This is a genomic window from Bradyrhizobium sp. LTSP885 (genome assembly GCF_000938305.1).
Taxonomy (GTDB): domain Bacteria; phylum Pseudomonadota; class Alphaproteobacteria; order Rhizobiales; family Xanthobacteraceae; genus Bradyrhizobium.
Map to the genome: position 1 here is coordinate 97,858 of NZ_JYMT01000043.1, position 20,147 is coordinate 118,004.

At 63.3% G+C, this 20,147-nt stretch carries 16 protein-coding genes and 1 riboswitch; of the genes, 7 read left to right on the forward strand and 9 right to left on the reverse strand.

Features of this window, described 5'->3' with window-relative positions:
* Window positions 1-145: 145 nt before the first annotated feature.
* The 8 genes from UP09_RS34430 to UP09_RS34465 form a co-directional block, all read right to left on the reverse strand.
* On the reverse strand, window positions 146-1,375 hold the full coding sequence (locus UP09_RS34430) for an ABC transporter substrate-binding protein (RefSeq protein ID WP_044542861.1): 1,230 nt from the start codon (window positions 1,373-1,375) through the stop codon (window positions 146-148).
* Between the two features lie 181 nt (window positions 1,376-1,556).
* Window positions 1,557-2,783 carry an ABC transporter substrate-binding protein gene (locus UP09_RS34435; protein ID WP_044542862.1) on the reverse strand — a complete coding sequence of 409 codons (1,227 nt, stop codon included), beginning with the start codon at window positions 2,781-2,783 and terminating at the stop codon, window positions 1,557-1,559.
* A 117-nt stretch (window positions 2,784-2,900) separates the two neighbouring features.
* Entirely contained in the window at window positions 2,901-4,139 is a 1,239-nt protein-coding gene (locus tag UP09_RS34440) for an ABC transporter substrate-binding protein (RefSeq protein ID WP_044542863.1), read from the reverse strand.
* 29 nt (window positions 4,140-4,168) lie between these two features.
* A complete protein-coding gene (locus tag UP09_RS34445) occupies window positions 4,169-5,212 on the reverse strand; it encodes a branched-chain amino acid ABC transporter permease (RefSeq protein ID WP_044542864.1) in 1,044 nt (347 codons plus the stop codon).
* 2 nt (window positions 5,213-5,214) lie between these two features.
* A complete protein-coding gene (locus UP09_RS34450) occupies window positions 5,215-6,093 on the reverse strand; it encodes a branched-chain amino acid ABC transporter permease (RefSeq protein ID WP_044542865.1) in 879 nt (292 codons plus the stop codon).
* A gap of 12 nt (window positions 6,094-6,105) precedes the next feature.
* Window positions 6,106-6,819 (reverse strand): ABC transporter ATP-binding protein, encoded by a 714-nt coding sequence (locus UP09_RS34455; RefSeq protein WP_044542866.1) that lies wholly within the window; start codon window positions 6,817-6,819, stop codon window positions 6,106-6,108.
* Window positions 6,816-7,613, reverse strand: a complete 798-nt coding sequence (locus UP09_RS34460) for an ABC transporter ATP-binding protein (RefSeq protein ID WP_044542867.1) — start codon at window positions 7,611-7,613, stop codon at window positions 6,816-6,818. Before UP09_RS34460 ends, UP09_RS34455 begins: the two co-directional genes overlap by 4 nt.
* Window positions 7,614-7,682: 69 nt before the next feature.
* The gene (locus UP09_RS34465; RefSeq protein WP_044543177.1) at window positions 7,683-8,549 is read right to left on the reverse strand and encodes an IclR family transcriptional regulator; all 867 of its coding nucleotides are present in this window, start codon (window positions 8,547-8,549) and stop codon (window positions 7,683-7,685) included.
* Between the two features lie 181 nt (window positions 8,550-8,730).
* Here UP09_RS34465 and UP09_RS34470 point away from each other — a divergent pair, with 181 nt between their 5' ends.
* The 5 genes from UP09_RS34470 to UP09_RS34490 all read left to right on the forward strand — a co-directional run bounded on the left by UP09_RS34470 (window position 8,731) and on the right by UP09_RS34490 (window position 16,261).
* Window positions 8,731-10,827, forward strand: coding sequence for a 3-hydroxyacyl-CoA dehydrogenase NAD-binding domain-containing protein (locus tag UP09_RS34470; protein ID WP_044542868.1), 2,097 nt, complete (start codon window positions 8,731-8,733; stop codon window positions 10,825-10,827).
* Between the two features lie 154 nt (window positions 10,828-10,981).
* The gene (gene pimA, locus UP09_RS34475; protein WP_044542869.1) at window positions 10,982-12,670 is read left to right on the forward strand and encodes a dicarboxylate--CoA ligase PimA; all 1,689 of its coding nucleotides are present in this window, start codon (window positions 10,982-10,984) and stop codon (window positions 12,668-12,670) included.
* Window positions 12,671-12,854: 184 nt separating this feature from the next.
* Window positions 12,855-14,045, forward strand: a complete 1,191-nt coding sequence (gene pimC, locus UP09_RS34480) for a pimeloyl-CoA dehydrogenase large subunit (protein ID WP_044542870.1) — start codon at window positions 12,855-12,857, stop codon at window positions 14,043-14,045.
* 166 nt (window positions 14,046-14,211) lie between these two features.
* Window positions 14,212-15,357, forward strand: a complete 1,146-nt coding sequence (gene pimD, locus UP09_RS34485; protein WP_044542871.1) for a pimeloyl-CoA dehydrogenase small subunit — start codon at window positions 14,212-14,214, stop codon at window positions 15,355-15,357.
* Between the two features lie 130 nt (window positions 15,358-15,487).
* Window positions 15,488-16,261, forward strand: coding sequence for an SDR family NAD(P)-dependent oxidoreductase (locus UP09_RS34490; RefSeq protein WP_044542872.1), 774 nt, complete (start codon window positions 15,488-15,490; stop codon window positions 16,259-16,261).
* A gap of 36 nt (window positions 16,262-16,297) precedes the next feature.
* Here UP09_RS34490 and UP09_RS34495 read toward each other — a convergent pair whose 3' ends face one another.
* Window positions 16,298-17,491: an O-succinylhomoserine sulfhydrylase gene (locus tag UP09_RS34495; RefSeq protein ID WP_044542873.1), complete on the reverse strand. Its 1,194-nt coding sequence runs from the start codon at window positions 17,489-17,491 to the stop codon at window positions 16,298-16,300.
* 76 nt (window positions 17,492-17,567) lie between these two features.
* A riboswitch (SAM riboswitch) is annotated at window positions 17,568-17,647 on the reverse strand.
* Window positions 17,648-17,771: 124 nt separating this feature from the next.
* Between UP09_RS34495 and UP09_RS34500 the strand changes: the two genes are divergently transcribed.
* Window positions 17,772-18,878, forward strand: a complete 1,107-nt coding sequence (locus UP09_RS34500; protein ID WP_044542874.1) for a 2'-deoxycytidine 5'-triphosphate deaminase — start codon at window positions 17,772-17,774, stop codon at window positions 18,876-18,878.
* A 141-nt stretch (window positions 18,879-19,019) separates the two neighbouring features.
* Window positions 19,020-20,069, forward strand: a complete 1,050-nt coding sequence (locus UP09_RS34505) for a hypothetical protein (protein WP_044542875.1) — start codon at window positions 19,020-19,022, stop codon at window positions 20,067-20,069.
* The last annotated feature ends 78 nt before the right edge of the window (window positions 20,070-20,147 follow it).

A 20,147-nucleotide genomic window follows, 5' to 3' on the forward strand; every position in this document is an offset into this window, starting at 1 on the left:
CATCGATACCTAGCGCATCGCCAAGTGGAGTGTAAACGGCCGGGCCGTCTGCGTTTTTGTCGGTGAGGCGTCGGAAGCGAAAGACAAAGCAAAACCCCCTGCGAAAGTGTCGCAGGGGGCAGGATTTCCACGATGCGGGAAAGCTTCAGCCGCCGACGTCGGCGCTGATCACGTCGCCGAACAGTTCCCACTTCTCGCCCTTGAACTTCATCAGTTGCAACTGGCTGATCGGGGCGAAATCGCTCGGGCCGGTGTTGATCTTGATGCCGGGCAGCAGCACCTCGGTGCGGAAGTCCTGCAGGTTCGCTGCCTGTTTCATGACGTTCTCGCGGGTCAGATTATCGCCGCACTGCTTCAGCACCTGTACCAGGGTCTGGGCCACGCCGAAGCCGACAACGGTGCCGCCGTCGAGCCTGTCGCCTTCAGGAAAATCCTTGGCCATGAAGGCGTAGAACTCCTTCATGCCGGGATCATTGTCCCATTGCCTGTCGGAGGCGTCCTTCAGGTAGTTGGCCGAGATGATGTCCTGCGCGTTCTCATAGCCGGCCGGCCTGATCACCGAGCCGACCGAGGCCGACACGTTGTTGAGGAAGTGGGTCGGCTTCCAGCCGAGCTCCGTGACCTTCTTGATCGCCTGCGCCGCGAATTTCGGCGTTGCGATGTCGACGAAGACATCGGCGTTGCTCGACTTCAGCTTGACGATGTGGTTGTCGATGGATGGCTCGGAGGTCTCAAAGCTCTCCTCGGCGACGATCATGCTCGCGGCCTTCTGGCCGAGCCCGTCCTTGAGGCCCTTCAGGTAGTCCTTGCCGTAATCGTCATTCTGGAAGATCACCGCGATCTTGGCGTTCGGCATGTTCTTCAGGATGTACTTCGCGTAGATCTGGGTCTCGCTCTGATAGTTGGGCTGCCAGCCCATGGTCCATGGAAACTCCTTCGGGTCGTTCCATTTGGTGGCGCCGGTGGCGACGAACAGCTGCGGCACCTTCTTGGAGTTCATGTACTTCTGGATCGCCGAGTTCGACGGTGTGCCGAGCGAGTTGAAGACCAGCAGCACCTCGTCGCTCTCGACCAGCTTGCGGGCCTGCTCCACCGCCTTCGGCGGCGAGTAGGCGTCGTCATAGGAGACGAAGTTGATCTTGCGGCCATTGATGCCGCCGGCATCGTTGATCTTCTTGAAGTAGGCGGCCTCGGTGCGGCCGATGATGCCGTAGGCGGACGCGGGGCCGCTATAGGGCATGATGTTGCCGATCTTGATCTCGGTGTCGGTGGCGCCGGTGTCGTATTTCTTCTGGGCCACGGAGGGGTCGGTGGTTGCTGCGAGCAGTGCGAGGGCAGCCGAAAAGGCCCCCAATCGCAGATGGATAGCAGGCATTTTGATCTCCCTTGGATCACGATGAATGTGTCATGTTCTTTTGATTGAGAGCACTTCGCGGCTCCTCGCGATATTGAATACCTTTCGCCCTTTGCCAGCAACAAAAAGCCCCCCGCGGTCGTGGCACGGGAGGCGTCATTTAGTCGAAGGCGCGGACCCGGGAAGCGCCGGACGCGGACGATCAATGGCTCATATTGCTTGAAATGATGTCGCCGAACAACTCCCACTTCTCGCCCTTGAAGCGCATCAACCGCAGCTGCTTGATCGGTGCGAAGTCGGTCGCCGACGTGTTGATGGTGATGCCGGGCAGCAACGTGTCGGCGGTGAAGTCTTTCAGGCTCGCGGCCTGCTTCATGACGTTGGTGCGGGTGAGATCGTCGCCACACATCTCCAGCACCCTCACCATGGTCTGCGCGGCGCCGTAGCCGAAGGCTGTAGCGCCGTCGAGCCTGTTGCCTTCCGGATAATCCTGCTTGAGGAAGGCAAGGAATTTCTGCATGCCGGGGTCGTTGTTCCATTGCGGGTCGGCGCCGTCCTTCAGGTAGGCGGCCGACAGGATGCCCTGGGAATTCTCGAAGCCCGCCGGCTGCATCACGCCGCCGACGGACGCCGAGACGTTGGCGACGATCTGCAGCGGTGCCCAGGCGATCTCGGCGGCCTTCTTGATCGCCTGTGCCGCGAATTTCGGCGTCGCGATGCTGATGAAGGTGTCGGCGCCGGCGGCCTTGAGCTTGACGATGTGATCGTCGATCGTGGGCTCCGAGGTCTCGTAGCTTTCCTCGGCGACGATCATCGATGCCTTGTCGCCGAAGGCGTGCTTCAGGCCCTTGAGGTAGTCCTTGCCGAAGTCATCGTTCTGGTAGAACACGGCCACCTTGGCGTTCGGCTTCTCCCTGATGATGTATTTTGCATAGATATGCGCCTCGTCCTGGTAGCTGGGCTGCCAGCCGATGGTCCAGGGAAATTCCTTCGGGTTGTTCCATCTGGAGGCACCGGAGGCGACGAACAGCTGCGGCACCTTCTTCTCGTTCATGTATTTCTGGATCGCCGAGTTGGTCGAGGTGCCGAGCGAGTTGAACACCAGCAGCACCTCGTCGCTTTCGACCAGCTTGCGCGCCTGCTCCACCGTCTTCGCCGGCGAGTAGCCGTCGTCGTAGGAGATGAACGTGATCTTTCGGCCGTGGATGCCGCCCTGTGCGTTGATCATCTTGAAATAGGCGGCCTCGGTCTTGCCGATCACCCCGTAGGCCGAGGCAGGGCCGCTGTAGGGCATGATGTTGCCGATCTTGATCTCGGTGTCGCTGGCCCCGGTGTCGTAGGTCTTCTGGGCCATTGCGACATCGCCACTCGCCACGATCAGTGCAAGCGCTGTCAAGAGCGCCGTCAGGGACAGGCGTACAGCAGTCATGGTTTCCCCACCGCGTGTTCTTGGTCCGCGCATTCAATACCATCGGCACGGGCCGTCAACAAAAAGCCCCCGCGACGTCAGCCGCGGGGGCTCTCGGTTCATTCTTGCACTGCAACGTTATTCGGCAGCGACGTCACCCGAGATGGTCTCGCCGAACAGTTCCCACTTCTGACCCTTGAAGCGCTGCATCTGCAGTTGCGAGATCGGCGCAAAGTCGGTCGCCGAGGTGTTGATCTTCACGCCCGGCAACAGCGTGTCGGGCGTGAAGTCCTTCAGGCTCGCCGCCTGCTTCATGACGTTGGCGCGGGTGAGGTCGTCGCCGCACATTTCGAGCACCTTGGCCAGCGTTTGCGCCGCGCCATAGCCGTAGACGACGCTGTTGTCGGTCTTGTCGGCACCCGGCATGTACTTGTCGACGAACGCGCTCCACTTCTTCATGCCGGGATCGGTGACCCATTGCGGGTCGGTGCCGTCCTTGGCATAGGCGGCCGAGAGCACGCCCTGGGCATTCTCGAAGCCCGCCGGCTGCATCACGCTGCCGACCGAGATCGAGACGTTGGTGACGATCTGCAGCGGCTTCCAGCCGAGTTCGCCAGTCTTCTTGATGGCTTGCGCGGCAAATTTCGGCGTGGCGTAGATCAGGAACACGTCGGGGTTGGCGGCCTTGATCTTGACGATATGGCCGTCGATCGAGGGCTCGGACACTTCATAGCTTTCCTCCATGATGATGGTGGAGGCGGCCTTGGCGCCGAACCCGTCCTTGGTGCCCTTGAGGTAGTCTTTGCCGAAATCGTCGTTCTGATAGAGGATCGCGACCTTGGCGTCGGGCTTCTCCTTCATCAGCCATTTGGCATAGATTTGTGCCTCGCTCTGGTAGCTCGGCTGCCAGCCGATGGTCCACGGGAAGGCCTTCGGGTCGTTCCACTTGGTTGCACCGGTGGCGACGAACAGCTGCGGGATCTTCTTGGCGTTGAGGTACTTCTGGATCGCGGTGTTCGACGGGGTGCCGAGCGGATTGAACACGACGAGGACCTCGTCGCTTTCGGCAAGCTTGCGCACCTGCTCGACTGCCTTTGGCGGCGAATAGGCGTCGTCATAGCTGACGAAGCTGACCTTGCGGCCGTTGATGCCGCCCTGATCGTTGATCATCTTGAAATAGGCTTCTTCGGTCTTGCCGATCACGCCGTAGGCGGAAGCAGGTCCGCTGTAGGGCATGATGTTGCCGATCTTGATCTCGGTGTCGGTGGCCCCGGTGTCGTACTTCTTCTGGGCGAACGCGGCGGTGGAGGTCACAGCAAAAGCGGCGACCGCCGCGGCAGCCGCGGCAGCCGCGGCGATGCGTAGTCTCGAAAGCATAGTGTCTCCTGGTTTCTTCTTGGGTATTGTTAGTTCTTCTTGAGTTTTCCGATCAGTTGCTGGGCAACGATCGCAACTTGCCTGGCGCCATGCGGCACGAGGAAGATGACGAGGAACAGCAGCACGCCGAACACCGCGCCGGAGAGGCCCTTGGAGAAGCTCTCGGCGATGTTGGGCACGAAGATGATGAAGGCACTTCCTACGATCGAGCCGGGCAGCCAGCCGACGCCGCCGACCACCATGCCGAGGAACAGCTGGATCGCGAGCGTGATGGTGTAGCCGTCGGGCGCCACGAATTGCACCGCAATGGCGCCGAGACCGCCGGCAACGCCGGTGATGCCGGCCGAGACGCCGAACGCCAGCGTCTTGTACAGCGCGACGTCGACGCCCATGGCGGAGGCCGCGATCTCATTGTCGCGGATCGCCATGAAGGCGCGGCCCGAACGCGAGCGCAGCAGGTTCACCGAAGCGATATAGATCGCGATCCCGACCGCCAGCGTGAAGTAATACAGCCACATGTCCTGCGAGATCGACTTGTGGAACCACGAGGCCATCGCCTGCAGCAATTCGGGCGCGTCCGGCTTGGTCACGACCAGGCCCTGCACGCCGCCGGTCCAGTGCTCGAAATAGCCGAGTTTCAACAGCTGCGGCATCGCGGTGGCGAGCGCAAACGTCGCAAGCGCCAGATAGACGCCGCTGAGCCGCAGCGCCGGCTGGCCGAACAGGAAGCCGAAGCCGAAGCAGACGATGCCGGCGATCGGCAGCGTCAGAGCATAGTTCATGCCCACGTGCTCCATCAGGATCGCCGAAGTGTAGGCGCCGACCGCGTAGAACGCGCTCTGGCCGAGCGAGAACTGTCCGCTGCCACCGGTCAGGATGTTCAGCGCCAGCACCGCGAGGGCGTAAATCAGCAGCATCGTCAACTGAAAGATGATGAAGTTCTTCACGAACAGCGGGACGAGGATGAGCACGGCCAGCACCACGAGTGAGGTGCCGAAGCCGAGTGTCATGGCTCGCTTGGGAACGGCCTCGACGGCCGGGGCTTCGGTGACGATGTCTTCAGCGGTGCTCATGATCAAACTCGCTTGACGATGGGCCGGCCAAACAGCCCAGCCGGTTTGACAACCAACACGGTGATGATCAGCGCAAGCGCGATCGGTAGCTTCAATTCATTGCCGACGCCGGGGATATAGGTCCCGACCAGGTTTTCGAAGATCCCGACCAGGAAGCCGCCCATCACAGCACCGAACGGACTGGTCAGGCCGCCGAGCACGGCGGCGGCAAATCCGTAGATCAGCACGCCCAGCATCATGTTGGGCTCGAGGAACACCACCGGCGCGATCATCATGCCGGCGACCGAGCCGATCGCGGCGGCCATGCCCCAGCCCAGCGCGATCATCCACGAGGTGTTGATGCCGACCAGCCGCGCCGATTCAGGAAGCGACGCGGCCGCGCGCATCGCGAGGCCCACCCGGGTGAAGCGAAAGAAGAAGAACAGCATGACCAGCATCAACAGCGTGATGCCGATCATGCCGGCCTGGTGGGTCGAGATCAGCTGGCTGCCGAGGAACGGCGAAGAGCCGAACGGCGTCGGATATTGCTTGATGGTGAAGTCCCAGATCAGGCCGGCGACGCTGTTGATGATCGCGTACAGCGCGATGAAGCCGGCGACGTTGGTCAGGATCGGCGCCTTCGCCAGCGGCTTGAACAGCAATCGCTCGATCGCGATGCCCGCGGCGAACGAAAACGCGACGGTGAGGACGAAGGCTCCCCAGTAGGGGATGCCCCATTGCATCAACTGCCAGGAGACGAAGGTCGAGAACATCGCCATTTCGCCCTGGGCGAAATTCAGATGGTCGATGGCCTGGTAGATCATGACCACCGCGAGCGCCATGCAGGCGTAGATCGCGCCGGTGGCGATGCCGGCCAGGACCTGGTTGGCAAAAAGCTCCATTGTCCTTGCTCCTCAGTAGCCGAGATAGGATTTGCGGACGTCTTCGTTGTTGGCGATGTCCTTGGCGTTGCCCGACATCACGATCCGTCCGGTTTCGATCACATAGGCCTGGTCGGCGAGCTCGAGCGCGAGCTGCGCGTTCTGCTCGACCACCAGGATGGTGACCTTCTCCTCGCGATTGATCTTGCCCAGAATGCGGAACAGGTCGCGCACGATCAGCGGTGCAAGGCCGAACGACGGCTCGTCGAGCAGCATCAGCCGCGGCCGCAGCATCAGCGCGCGGGCGACTGCGAGCATCTGCTGCTCGCCGCCCGACAGCGTGCCGGCCTGCTGGGTGTAGCGCTGCTTCAGCACCGGGAAATGGTCATACATCCGCTCGATGTCGGCGACGATGTTCTTCTTGTCGGATCGGCTGATGGCGCCGAGCTGCAGGTTCTCCTCCACCGTCATGGTGGTGAAGGTGCCGCGGCCCTGCGGCACATGCGCGATGCCGAGGCGGACGACGTTCTCGGTCGAGCGGGTGCCGATCGGCTTGCCCTCGAACTCGATTGCGCCGGTCGAGCGCACCATGTTGCAGATCGCCCGCAGCGTGGTGGTCTTGCCAGCGCCGTTGGCGCCGAGCAGCGTGGTCAGCGAGCCTTCGTTGAGCTGGAAGTTGAGGCCGTGCAGGGCCTGGACCTGGCCGTAATAGGCGCGCAGGTCCTTGACGTTGAGCATCGAGGTCATTGGTCCTTGCTCCCCAGATAGGCCTTGATGACATCCGGGTCGGCTTGGACCTGGGCCGGCGTGCCCTCGGCGAGCTTGCGGCCGAAATTGAGCGCCACGACGTGGTCGGCGATCGACATCACGAGGCCCATGTGGTGCTCGACCAGCAGCACGGTGATCTTGCGGTCGTCGCGGATTTTGCGGATCAGGTCGCCGAGTACGTAGACTTCCTCATGGTTGAGGCCGCCGGCCGGTTCGTCGAGCAGCAGGATCTTCGGGTCTGCGGCCAAAGCGCGCGCCAGCTCGACGCGCTTCTGGGTGCCGAAGGGCAGGCCGGAGACCACGGTGTGGGCGACGCTCTCGAGATCGAGATAGCCGAGGATCGCGTGAACCTTCTTGTTCACGTCGGCTTCGCCGCGCCGAATCCAGGCCAGCCGCAGCGAGTCGCTGACGATGTCGCTCGAGCTGCGCGCATGGGCGCCGACCCGCACATTGTCGATCACGGAAAGATTGGGAAACAATGCGACGTTCTGGAAGGTGCGGCCGATGCCGATCTCGGCGATCCGGTGCGGCGGGCGCTTCAGGATGCTCTCGCCTTCCATCAGGATGTCGCCGGACGACGGCTGGTAGAGCCGCGACAGACAGTTGAACAGCGTCGTCTTGCCGGCCCCATTCGGTCCGATCAAGCCGAGGATCTGCCCCTGATGCATGTCAAAGGACACGCCATTCAGCGCGATGATACCGCCGAACACGACGCTGACGTCGCGAACCGCGAGCAGGGGTGATTGTCCCTGCGCGAGCTGTGCCTGCGTCATCTCGTCTCGCCCGCCATCTTCACGCGATGCGAGCGAACCTGCGAAACCTTTCGCTGGTCGTGATGGAGGCTATCGGATCCCCTCGGCCAAACGTGCAACTTTCCCTCCTACTCTAGACTTTTTGCTTTCTTGTTTTTTTGATTGCGGCGCCATCCCACCCAGCACCTGCTCGATGTTCCTTACCATCGCGACAAGACGAGGTCCAATGTCGTTGATCAATCGGTCTTCCGTGAAGCGGAATGCCGGCGCGCCACAATTGAAGGCGTAGGGTCCGGTTCCGTCATTCAGCGTCAAACCGACGCCGACTGCGGCGACGTCGTCCTGCCAGTCACCTGTGGACATGGTGAACCCGTACTTCGCCACCGTCTCGCCGGAGCGTTCGATGCCGTCGCGCATCTTGGGCCAGCGGCTGCCGTAGTGCTCGCGCAGTTCACGCAATAAAGCGGCACGCTCGTCGGGAGGCAATGCCCAAATATAGGCACGGCCCATCGCCGTGGTTGCGATGGGTACCCGCGAACCGACGTCGAGTTGCACGCCGAGCGCCAAGCCATTCCGGCTCTGGCCAAAGTAGATCATGCTGTGACGGTCGCGGCCGCCAACCGCGACGGCGCCGCCGGTCTGGCGCATCACGTCCTCCCGATAGGGCTCGGACAAATGCCGAACGCCTAGATTGGCGAGCGCCGCATAGCCCAGCGCCATGGCCGATGGCGCAAGCTGGTACTTCTCGAACCGCGGCACGGGTGTAAGGTAGCCCAGCTTGGTCAACGTGTAGGTCAGCCGGGAGATGGTCGGCTTAGGTAATTTTGTACGGGCGGCGATCTCTTGATTGCCCAGGAGTCCGTCATTGGGCTGGAATGCGCGCAGAACATCAAGTCCGCGGGAAAGCGCGACGACGAAGTTGCGATCGGTCGCTGCCTTCTTGCCAGAACGTTTCATTCCCTGCCGCTTTGTCATGCTCGTTGACAAGGCTCGTGCTTCAAAATAACCCTCCGTGTCAAGATGTGGAATTCAATTTCGCAGTGCGAAATTAGTCTAAATCGCGAAAACGTAGCGGCTCGACGCAAGTCGGGCAGCTGCTCAACACAAGTTCAAGAACAAGCATCCAGGGAGAGTCCCGGTGAGTGAAGTCGTCAAGCTCGAACGTCATGACAACATTGCTGTCGTTACGGTTAACAGTCCTCCCGTGAATGCGCTGAGCGCCGCGGTGCGCGGCGGCATTTTCGAATGCATGAAGAGCGCGATCGCGGATCCGCAGGTCGCGGGCATCGTGCTGACCTGCGACGGCCGCACCTTCATCGCCGGCGCCGACATCACCGAATTCGGCAAGCCGCCGAAGCCGCCCGGCCTCGCCGAAGTGCTGTCGCTGATGGAGGATTCGCCGAAGCCGATCGTTGCCGCAATTCACGGCAATGCGCTTGGCGGCGGTCTCGAGGTCGCGCTGGCCTGTCACTATCGCGTCGCCACCAAGGACGCCAAACTCGGCCTGCCCGAGGTGAAGCTTGGCCTGCTGCCGGGAGCCGGCGGCACCCAGCGCCTGCCGCGCGCGGTCGGACCCGAACTCGCGGTCAAGATGATCGTCGGTGGCGATCCGATCTCCGCCCCCGAGGCCCTGAAGCACGGCCTGATCGAGGAGATCGTCGAAGGACCCGCGTCAGGCGGTGAGGCATTTGCGCGCAAGCTGGTCGCCGAGAAGCGCCCGCTGCGCAGGCTGCGCGATGACAACTCCAAGCTCGCCGCGGCCAAGGCCGATCGCTCGATCTTCACCAATGCCGTCGCCGCGATGACCAAGAAGTCGCGCGGGCTGGAAGCGCCTTTCGCGGCTGCGGATGCCGTCGGCGCGGCGATCGACCTGCCGTTCGACGAGGGCCTGAAGAAGGAGCGCGAAGGCTTCCTCAAGCTGGTCTCGAGCGACCAGTCCAAGGCGCAGCGCTACGCCTTCTTCGCCGAGCGCGAAGCCGCCAAGATCGCCGGCGTGCCCGAGGGCACCAAGCCGCGCAACGTCGCGCGCGTCGCCATCCTCGGCGCCGGCACCATGGGCGGCGGCATCGCGATGTCGTTTGCCAATGCCGGTATCCCAGTCACCCTGATCGAGACCGCTGAGGAGCAGCTCAAGCGCGGCATGGGCATCATGCAGAAGAACTACGAAGCGACCGCTGCGCGCGGTGGCATCCCCGCGGACGCGCCCGCCAAGCGGATGGCGCTGATCAACGGCGTTGTCGGCATCGAGAACATTGGGGACGCCGATCTCGTCATCGAGGCGGTGTTCGAGACCATGGCGGTCAAGAAGGAAGTGTTCGGCAAGCTCGACCAATATGCCAAGCCGGGCGCGGTGCTCGCGTCCAACACCTCCTACCTCAACATCGACGAGATCGCGAAAGCGACGAAACGTCCGCAAGACGTGCTCGGCATGCACTTCTTCTCGCCGGCCAACGTGATGAAGCTGTGCGAGATCGTGCGCGCCGACAAGACCGCGCCGGATGCGCTGGTTACCGCCGTCTCGATCGCCCGCAAGATCGCCAAGGTGCCGGCGGTGGTCGGCGTCTGCGACGGTTTCGTCGGCAATCGCATGCTGGCGCAGCGCGGCAAGCAGGCCGAGAAGCTGTTGTTCGAAGGCGCGCTGCCGCAGCAGGTCGACGCCGTGGTGACGAAGTTCGGCATGCCGATGGGCCCGTTCGCGATGGGCGATCTCGCCGGCCTCGATATCGGCTGGCGCTCGCGCAAGGACCGCGGCATCAAGTCGGAAATCGCCGATGCGCTGTGCGAGGCCGGTCGCTTCGGCCAGAAGACCGGCAAGGGCTACTACAAGTATGAGGGCGGGTCGCGGTCGGCACTGCCCGACCCGGAGGTCGAGAAGCTGATCGACGAGACCCTGGCGCGCCTCGGCCGCAAGAAGCGTGTCGTGTCCGACGACGAGATCCTCGAGCGCATGATGTATCCGATGATCAACGAGGGCGCGAAGATCCTCGCAGAGGGCATCGCGGCGCGGCCGAGCGATATCGATGTGGTCTGGCTCTATGGCTATGGCTGGCCGATCTATCGCGGCGGCCCGATGTTCTGGGCTGATACTGTCGGGCTGAAGCACATCGCGGATCGTCTGGCCTTCTATGCCAAGGAGACCAACGATCCCTCGCTTGAGCCGGCGCCGCTGCTGAAGAAGCTCGCGGATGAGGGCAAGACCTTCGCGTCGCTCGCCACGCCGTCGAAGGCGGCGTGATTGGCCAAAGGCCCAACAATGTGTCGTTCCGGGGCATCGCAAAGCGATGAGCCCGGAACCCATTGCGCCTCAGAGCGTGCGGCCTGATGGATTCCGGGCCTGGCCCTTCGTTCCATCCCGGAATGACGACCTTTAGAGTCCTGCGAAGGCATTCATGATCCATCCCGGCGAACAGTATTATCCGAACGGCGTGCACTGGAGCGACGAGATCGTGCGCGGCACCTTGCCCGATCTGCTCTCGACCGCCGCTGCCGAGTACGGCACGCGCCCGGTGCTCGAATTCCGCGATCGGCCGATTAGCTACAGCGAGCTCGAAGCCCTGGTTGAAACCGCAGCTAGCGCCTTCATGCGCGCCGGCTACGGCAAGGGCGCGTCGGTCGCGCTGTTCCTCGGCAACACGCCGGATCATCCGATCAACTTCTTCGGCGCCCTGAAGGCTGGCGCCCGTGTCGTGCATCTGTCGCCGCTCGACGGTGAGATCGCGCTGTCGCACAAGCTCTCTGACTCCGGCGCGCGCGTGCTGGTCACCAGTAATGTGTCGGCGCTGTTGCCGACTGCGTTGAAATTCCTCGCCAAGGGGCTGCTCGACCGGCTGATCGTCTGCGAGGACGACAATTGGGGCAAGGCCGGCACAGCGCAGACGGCGTTGCCCGACAACCCTGCAGTGGTCACGCGCAGCCAGTTCATCGATGGCGCGACCAAGCCGACGCAATGGCCAGCGATCGATGTCGAGGACGTTGCGCTGCTGCAATATACCGGCGGCACCACCGGCCTGCCGAAAGGTGCGATGCTGAGCCACGGCAATCTGACCGGGGCGGTGTCGATCTACGACGTCTGGGGCAAGCCGGCGCGGCTCGAGCGCAATGCGACCGAGCGTGTGATCTGCGTGCTGCCGCTGTTCCATATCTATGCGCTCACCGTCGTGCTGCTGTCGGCGATCCGCCGCGGCCATCTGATCTCGTTGCACCAGCGCTTCGACGTCGAGGCCGTGATGCGTGACATCGAGGTCAAGCGCGCCACGGTGTTTCCCGGCGTACCGACGATGTGGATTGCGATCGCGGGGCTACCCGATCTCGACAAGCGCGACCTGTCGTCGCTGGTCTCCTGCGGCTCCGGCGGCGCGCCGCTGCCGGTGGAAGTCGCTAAAATCTTCGAGCGCCGCGTCGGCATGAAGCTGAAGAGCGGCTGGGGCATGACCGAAACCTGTTCGCCCGGCACCGGCCATCCGAAGGAAGGACCGAACAAGGTGGGCTCGATCGGGCTGATGCTGCCCGGCATCGAGATGGATGTGGTGTCGCTGGACGATTCGACGAAGCTGATGCCGGTCGGCGAGGTTGGCGAGATCCGCATCCGCGGCCCGAACGTCACCAAGGGCTACTGGAACAGGCCGAAGGAAACCGCGGAGGCCTTCGTCGGCGACCGCTTCCTGACCGGCGACATCGGCTACATGGATGCCGACGGCTACTTCTATCTGGTCGACCGCAAGAAGGACATGATCATCTCCGGCGGCTTCAACGTCTATCCGCAGATGATCGAGCAGGCGATCTACACGCACCCTGCCGTGCAGGAGGTGATCGTCATTGGTATATCAGACGATTACCGCGGCGAGGCGGCAAAGGCCTTCATCAAGCTGCGCGACGGGCAACAACCGTTCTCGCTCGACGAGTTGCGCGCGTTCCTGACCGGCAAGCTCGGCAAGCATGAATTGCCCGTTGCGGTCGAGTTCGTCGCCGAGCTGCCGCGCACTCCGGTCGGCAAGCTGTCGCGCCACGAATTGCGCCAGCAGCAGCCGAAAGCCCTTCAACCCCATCAGCAACAGACTGCATCAGGACAACGCGCATGACTGCTATGATGGTGCATTGAATTCCGTCGTCCCGGCGAAGGCCGGGACCAATACGCCGCGGCTCACGTAAGAGGCACAAGCGGCAGCCGGCTTTGCCAGTTGCGACGGCCGGTGGTTATGGGTCCCGGCTTTCGCCGGGACGACGAGGGATAGAGTTCTGGAATTTAATTCAAAGGAGGATCCGATGGATCTCGCTTTCACCAAGGAAGAGATAGCGTTTCGTGAGGACGTGCGGGCGTTCTTCAAGGCCAACGTCCCGCCGGACACGCGCCGCAAGCTGCAGGAAGGCCGCCATCTGTCGAAGGATGAGATGGTCACCTGGTGGCGCATCCTCAACAAGAAGGGCTGGGGCGTCACCCACTGGCCGAAGGAATTCGGCGGCACGGGCTGGACCTCGGTCCAGCACTACATCTTCAACGAGGAGCTGCAGTCCTACCCCGCGCCGCAGCCGCTCGCCTTCGGCGTCAGCATGGTCGGCCCTGTCATCTACACCTTCGGCAACGAGACGCAGAAGAAGCAGTATCTGCCGCGTATCGCCAATGTCGACGACTGGTGGTGCCAGGGCTTCTCAGAGCCCGGCTCCGGCTCTGACCTCGCCTCGCTGAAGACCAAGGCCGAGCGCAAGGGTGACAAATGGATCATCAACGGCCAGAAGACCTGGACCACGCTCGCCCAGCACGCCGACATGATCTTCTGCCTCTGCCGCACCGACAACAATGCGAAGAAGCAGATGGGCATTTCCTTCATCGTGTTCGACATGAAGTCGAAGGGCGTCACTGTGCGCCCGATCCAGACCATCGACGGCGGCGTTGAGGTCAACGAAGTCTTCTTCGACGACGTCGAGGTGCCCTATGAGAACCTGATCGGCGAGGAGAACAAGGGCTGGGATTACGCCAAGTTCCTGCTCGGCAATGAGCGCACCGGCATCGCCCGGGTCGGCGTGTCGAAGGAGCGGCTGCGCCGCATCCGCGCGCTGGCTTCCAAGGTCGAGGCCGGCGGTCGTCCCGTCATCGAGGATCCGGCGTTCCGCGAAAAGCTCACGGCCTGCGAGATCGAGCTGAAGGCGCTCGAACTCACGCAGCTCCGCGTCGTCGCCGACGAGGGCAAGCACGGCAAGGGCAAGCCCAATCCGGCCTCCTCGGTGCTGAAGATCAAGGGCTCGGAAATCCAGCAGACCACCACCGAACTCCTGATGGAGGTGATCGGCCCGTTCGCCGCGCCCTACGACGAGCACGGCGACGCCGGCTCGAACGAGAGCATGGATTGGAGTGCACAGATCGCGCCGAGCTACTTCAACAACCGCAAGGTTTCGATCTACGGCGGCTCCAACGAGATCCAGCGCAACATCATAAGCAAGGCGGTGCTGGGGCTTTAGCCACAAGTTCGGTTGTCGTCCCCCGCGCATGCGGGGGACCCAGTACGCCGCGGCAGTCGTGGTTCACGACGATGGCCGCTGAGTACTGGATCCCCGCTTTCGCGGGGATGACGAGGGGAGATCGGGGCGGCAGTGGTGCCCCATGCGATTTTGGAGAGATGGTAAAATGGATTTTGATCTGTCCGAGGAGCAGCGGCTTCTCAAGGAAAGCGTCGACGGGCTTCTCACGGATGCCTACGACTTCGATGCGCGCAAGAAGTACATGAAGGAGAAGGGCGGCTGGAGCAAAGCGCTCTGGGGCAAGCTTGCCGAGCAGGGCCTGCTCGGTCTGCCCTTTGCGGAGGCCGATGGCGGCTTCGGGGCCGGTGCGGTCGAGACCATGATCGTGATGGAGGCGCTCGGCAAGGCGCTGGTGGTCGAGCCGTATCTCGCCACGGTCGTCATCGCCGGCAGCTTCCTGCGCCACGGCGGCTCGGCCGAGCAGAAGGCCAAGTACATCCCCGGCATCATCGACGGCAGCAAGACTTTTGCGTTCGCGCAGCTTGAGAAGAGCTCGCGCTACGATCTGCACGACGTCGTGACGACGGCGAAGAAAAAGGGCGACGGTTGGGTGATCGACGGCGAGAAGTTCGTCGTGCTCAACGGCGAGAACGCCGACACCTTGATCGTCACTGCGCGCACCAAGGGCGGTCAGCGCGACAAGACCGGCGTCGGCGTGTTTCTTGTGCCGGCAGACGCCAAGGGCATCACCAGGAAGGGCTATCCGACCCAGGACGGCCTGCACGCGGCCGACATCACCTTCACCAATGTCGAGGTCGGGGCTGATGCCGCGATCGGCGATCCCGAGAATGCGCTGCCGCTGATCGAACGGGTGGCGGACGAAGCCCGCACCGCGATCTGCGCGGAAGCTGTCGGTGCGATGGATGAGTCGCTGAAGAGCACGGTCGAATACCTCAAGACGCGCAAGCAGTTCGGCGTTGCGATCGGCTCGTTCCAGAGCCTGCAGCACCGCGCCGCCGACATGTTCGTGGCGCTGGAGCAGGCCCGCAGCATGTCGATGCTTGCGACCATGGCGTCGGATTTCGACAACGCCAAGGACCGCGCCAACTCGGTCGCCGCGGCCAAGGTGCAGATCGGCAAGTCGCTGAAGTTCGTCGGCCAGCAGTCGATCCAGCTCCATGGCGGCATCGGCATGACCATGGAGGCCAAGATCGGCCACTACTTCAAGCGACTGACCATGATCGAGAACACCCTCGGCGACACCGACTACCACCTCCGCCGCGTCAGCGAGGGCGGCGGGCTGTTGGGGTAAGTCGCCTTCGTCATTCCGGGGCTCGCGAAGCGAGAACCCGGAATCTCGATGTTGCACGTCACCTCTGGATTCCGGGTTCGCGCTCGCGCGCGCCCCGGAATGACGGGTCAAATACAGGGAGACAACAACAATGAAAAATACTCCATTCGATCTCACCGGCACCGTCGCAGTCGTCACCGGATCGAGCCGCGGCATCGGCCGTTCCTCCGCCGAACTTCTCGCCAAGCTCGGCGCCAAGGTCGTGATCTCCTCGCGCAAGGCGGACGCCTGCAAGGAGGTAGCCGACGGCATCAACGGCAGCGGCGGTGATGCGATCGTCATCCCCTGCAACATCTCGCGCCGCGAAGAGGTCGAGGCGCTGATCTCGGGCACGATCAAGCATTACGGCAAGATCGACACGCTGGTCTGCAACGCCGCGGTGAATCCCTATTACGGCCCGCTGCTCGACATCAAGGACGAGGCCTTTGACAAGATCATGGGCTCGAACGTCAAGAGCAACATCTGGCTCTGCGCGCTCGCGGTTCCGCAGATGGCCGAACGCGGCAAGGGCTCGGTCGTGATCATCTCCTCGATCGGCGGCCTGCGCGGTTCGACCGTGATCGGGGCCTATGGCATCTCGAAAGCGGCAGACTTTGCGCTGTGCCGCAGCCTCGCCGGCGAATGGGGCCCGAAGGGCGTGCGCGTCAATTGCGTGGCGCCGGGCCTGGTGAAGACCGATTTCGCCCGCGCGCTGTGGGAGGATCCGGAAAACCTGAAGCGTCGCACGGCGTCGTCGCCGCTCCGCCGCATCGGCGAGCCCGAAGAGATCGCAGGCGCGGTGGCCTATCTGGCCTCCGACGCCTCGACCTTCATGACCGGCCAGACCATCGTGATCGACGGCGGCGTCACCACGGCGGCGACCTGAAGTTGACCCTCCCCGCTTGGCGGGGAGGGGACAGCCTCACACTTGCGCCAGCGCCTGATCGAGATCCTCGATCAGGTCGTCGACATGCTCCAGCCCCGCCGAGAAGCGGATGAAGCCTTCGCTGATGCCGAGTTCGGCACGGGCTTCCGGCGCGAGGCGCTGATGTGTCGTGGTCGCGGGATGCGTGACCAGGCTCTTGGCGTCGCCGAGATTGTTGGAGATCCGCGAGATCTTCAGCGCGTTGAGGCAGCGGAAGGCGCCGGCCTTGCCACCCTTCACCTCGAAGCCGACCAGCGTCGAGCCGGCGCGCATCTGCTTCTTCACCGTCTCGGCTTGCGGATGGTCGGCGCGGCCGGGATAGACCAGCCGCGTGATCTTCGGATGGTTCGCCAGCACATCGGCGATCTTCGCCGCGCTCTCGGTCTGCGCCTTGACGCGAATGCCGAGCGTCTCCAGCCCCTTCAGCAGCACCCAGGCATTGAACGGCGAGAGCGACGGCCCGGTCTGGCGCATGAAATTATGGATGTGCTCGGCGATGAAGGCTTCCGACGACAGGATGACGCCACCGAGGCAGCGGCCCTGGCCGTCGATGTGCTTGGTCGCGGAATAGACCACGACGTCGGCGCCGAGCGTGAGCGGGCTCTGCCAGATCGGCGTGGCGAACACGTTGTCGACGATCAACCGGGCGCCGCCGCTGTGCGCGATCTTGGCAATGGCGGAAATATCGAGCACGTCGAGCGTCGGATTGGTCGGGCTCTCCAGGAAGAAGGATTTGGTGTTCGGCCGCAATGCGCGCTGCCACTGGTCGAGATCGAGGCCGTCGACCAGCGTCGTCTCGATGCCGTAACGCGGCAGTAGGTCCTGCACCACATAAAGGCACGAGCCGAACAGGGCTTTCGACGCGACCAGATGATCGCCGGCCTTCAGCGGCGCGAGGATCGCGGTCGTCACCGCGGCCATGCCGGTCGCAGTCGAGCGCGCGGCTTCGGCTCCCTCCAGCTCGATCATGCGGCGCTCGAACATCGCGATCGTCGGATTGGAATAGCGCGAATAGATAAAGCCGGGATCCTGGCCCTTGAAGCGCGCCTCGCACTGCTCAGCGCTGTCGTAGACATAGCCCTGGGTCAGAAACAGGCCTTCCGACGTCTCGCCGAATTGCGAGCGCAGCGTGCCGCCATGGACGAGACGGGTTTCGGGACGATAGTGGGCGGTAGATTTGGCTTCAGACATGTGACCTCCGACGCGGCCATTCCCTCGGGAAAATAGCCACAAAAAAACCGGCCTGGAGAAACCTCCACAAGCCGGGATCACACTGTCCCCGGCCTGTTTAGCGACTTATTTAACGTGGCTGCAAGCCGGCCGGCTCAAATCACCACGGGATAAGTGTTGCTGATATTCCCTCGCGGCCTTTCCGTCAAGGCGGTCATCAGATAACTCGTAAAAGCCCATATTTTGGGGCTTGGATGGCCGCTCAGGGTATGATTTTGGGCCATCCCGAGGGACCCGCGCCGTGTCGTTCACGCTGGAAGATGAATCCAACGGAATCCTGCCCGACCGCATGATCGCGGAGATGGCGGAGGCCGGCCTCATTCTGCCGGCGTACCCGTTCATCGAGAGCCAGATCCAGCCGGCGAGCCTCGATCTGCGCCTCGGCGATATCGCCTATCGCGTGCGCGCGAGCTTCCTGCCCGGGCCTGACTCCACCGTCGCCGAGCGCATCGACCAGTTGAAGCTGCACGAGATCGATCTGTCCGACGGCGCGGTGCTGGAGACCAATTGCGTCTACATCGTTCCGCTGCTGGAAAGCCTGGCGCTGCCGCCGGAGATCGTCGCCGCCGCCAACCCGAAGAGCTCGACCGGCCGGCTCGACGTCTTCACCCGCGTGATCGCCGACGGCACCCGCCGCTTTGACATGATCGGCGCCGGCTATCACGGACCGCTCTACGCCGAGATCAGCCCGAAGACCTTCCCTGTGCTGCTGCGCGAAGGCTCGCGATTGAGTCAGGTGCGCTTTCGCATCGGCGACGCGGTCCTCACTGCCGATGAGCTCGACGCGCTGCATGCCGCCGAGCGGCTGGTCGATGTCGACGATGCCGATCTGGTCGAGGGCGTTGCGCTCTCGGTCGATCTCTCCGGCGAAAACTCTAACGGCTTCGTCGGCTACCGCGCCAAGCGCCACACCGGCGTGGTCGATGTCGACCGCCGCGCCGGCTACGCGGTCGATGATTTCTGGGAGCCGATCAAGGCGCGCACCGACGGCAGTCTCATTCTCGATCCCGGCGAGTTCTACATCCTGGCTTCGAAAGAGGCCGTGCAGGTGCCGCCGGATTACGCCGCCGAGATGGTGCCGTTCGATCCCCTGGTCGGCGAATTCCGCGTCCACTATGCCGGCTTCTTCGATCCCGGCTTCGGCTATGCCGGCGCCGGCGGCAGGGGGTCGCGCGCGGTGCTCGAAGTGCGTTCGCGCGAAGTGCCGTTCATCCTCGAGCACGGCCAGATCGTCGGCCGTCTCGTTTACGAGAAGATGCTCGAGCGGCCCGATGCGATGTACGGCCAGCGCATCGGCTCCAACTACCAGGCGCAGGGCCTGAAGCTCTCGAAGCATTTCCGGGTGTAATTCCGTAGCCCGGATGAAGCGAAGCGAAATCCGGGGCCGCTCCAACCGCGGATGCACCTGCCCCGGATTGCGCTTCGCTCCATCCGGGCTACGATCATGCACGCGAGGTCACTTCTCGCCAATGAGAACACGGGAGCGAACATGACCGGAGAGCAGGACGCGCGTGAGGCGCAGTGGCGGAAGTGGCGCAGCGTCGCTGATCTCTACCACGCCTTCTTCACCGGCCTCATCCTCACCGTGGTGACGCGGCGCGGCACCGCCGATGCCGCCGAGTTCATGTTCCGGGTGTTTCGCCGCCAGCAGCAGGAGCGCTTCCTGCCGGGGCTGAAGAAGCTCGGCCTCGACGGCCTGCCGCCGGCGGTCGCGGCCGCACAATATCACTATCTCTCGAACTGGATCGGCGGCGTGCATGTCGAATACATGCACGAGACGGACCGCAAGGCCTGGATTCGCTATCCGCCGCCGCGCTGGATCTGGAAGGGCACCGCGATCTGCGGCGTGCCCGGCGAAGTCTCGCGCGCGATGCTACGCGGCTGGCACGCCAACAATGGTGCAGCCCTCGGCGATCTCAGGCTCGGCTTCGTCTGCACCAAGCAGAGCGTCGACGGGCAGGATGGACTTGAAGGCTATTACTGCGAATACGACCGTCCGCTCGAGCTCGACCAGCGACTTGTCTTCGCGCGCCATCTCGAGGCGCCGCTGTTCGATTCCAGCACCGCGCCGGCACTGCCGGTCGATAGCTGGCCGAAGCCGCGGCTCGAAAAAGCCTATCGCAACTACGCGATGGAATATGTGAAGACGGCAGCACCCGTGATCGTGCAGGTGTTCGGCCCGGAGGATGCGAGCTATCTGCTGCATCTCACCGGCAAGCTGATTGGCATGCAGTATTTCGACGAGGTCGCGCAGGCGCTTGGTGGTCGTCGTGGCCGTGCGGCGGAATTTGCCGCGTTCCTGCGCGTCCTCTTCGAATCGCAGGATGATATCGCCGAAATCAGCGAGTCCGAGGGCCAGTTCGAAATCCGCCAGCAGGGCTGGAAGCTGATGGCCGACGTCGCCGATTATCATCCGGCCTGCGCCAGCGTGCTGACGGGTATGCTTGAGGGGCTGGCGGCCGGTTGCGGGCGGCATATTCCGGTGCATTTGCAGCCGAACGGAAGCGTCCGCGCGCAGTTGGTGTGGTCGGTGGGGTAGCGCGAAGGTTCACCTGCAATCACGCAGGCCCCCCTTGCGTCCCGCGCACGTGGAATCGGCTGCCACCATGGTAGGGAG

What these genes read in the sequence shown, in the direction of transcription:
- UP09_RS34430 (WP_044542861.1), bottom strand. Translation starts at nt 1,375, where the DNA reads ATGCCTGCTATCCATCTGCGATTGGGGGCCTTTTCGGCTGCCCTCGCA.
- UP09_RS34435 (WP_044542862.1), bottom strand. Translation starts at nt 2,783, where the DNA reads ATGACTGCTGTACGCCTGTCCCTGACGGCGCTCTTGACAGCGCTTGCA.
- UP09_RS34440 (WP_044542863.1), bottom strand. Translation starts at nt 4,139, where the DNA reads ATGCTTTCGAGACTACGCATCGCCGCGGCTGCCGCGGCTGCCGCGGCG.
- UP09_RS34445 (WP_044542864.1), bottom strand. Translation starts at nt 5,212, where the DNA reads ATGAGCACCGCTGAAGACATCGTCACCGAAGCCCCGGCCGTCGAGGCC.
- UP09_RS34450 (WP_044542865.1), bottom strand. Translation starts at nt 6,093, where the DNA reads ATGGAGCTTTTTGCCAACCAGGTCCTGGCCGGCATCGCCACCGGCGCG.
- UP09_RS34455 (WP_044542866.1), bottom strand. Translation starts at nt 6,819, where the DNA reads ATGACCTCGATGCTCAACGTCAAGGACCTGCGCGCCTATTACGGCCAG.
- UP09_RS34460 (WP_044542867.1), bottom strand. Translation starts at nt 7,613, where the DNA reads ATGACGCAGGCACAGCTCGCGCAGGGACAATCACCCCTGCTCGCGGTT.
- UP09_RS34465 (WP_044543177.1), bottom strand. Translation starts at nt 8,549, where the DNA reads ATGAAACGTTCTGGCAAGAAGGCAGCGACCGATCGCAACTTCGTCGTC.
- pimA (WP_044542869.1), top strand. Translation starts at nt 10,982, where the DNA reads ATGATCCATCCCGGCGAACAGTATTATCCGAACGGCGTGCACTGGAGC.
- pimC (WP_044542870.1), top strand. Translation starts at nt 12,855, where the DNA reads ATGGATCTCGCTTTCACCAAGGAAGAGATAGCGTTTCGTGAGGACGTG.
- pimD (WP_044542871.1), top strand. Translation starts at nt 14,212, where the DNA reads ATGGATTTTGATCTGTCCGAGGAGCAGCGGCTTCTCAAGGAAAGCGTC.
- UP09_RS34490 (WP_044542872.1), top strand. Translation starts at nt 15,488, where the DNA reads ATGAAAAATACTCCATTCGATCTCACCGGCACCGTCGCAGTCGTCACC.
- UP09_RS34495 (WP_044542873.1), bottom strand. Translation starts at nt 17,491, where the DNA reads ATGTCTGAAGCCAAATCTACCGCCCACTATCGTCCCGAAACCCGTCTC.
- UP09_RS34505 (WP_044542875.1), top strand. Translation starts at nt 19,020, where the DNA reads ATGACCGGAGAGCAGGACGCGCGTGAGGCGCAGTGGCGGAAGTGGCGC.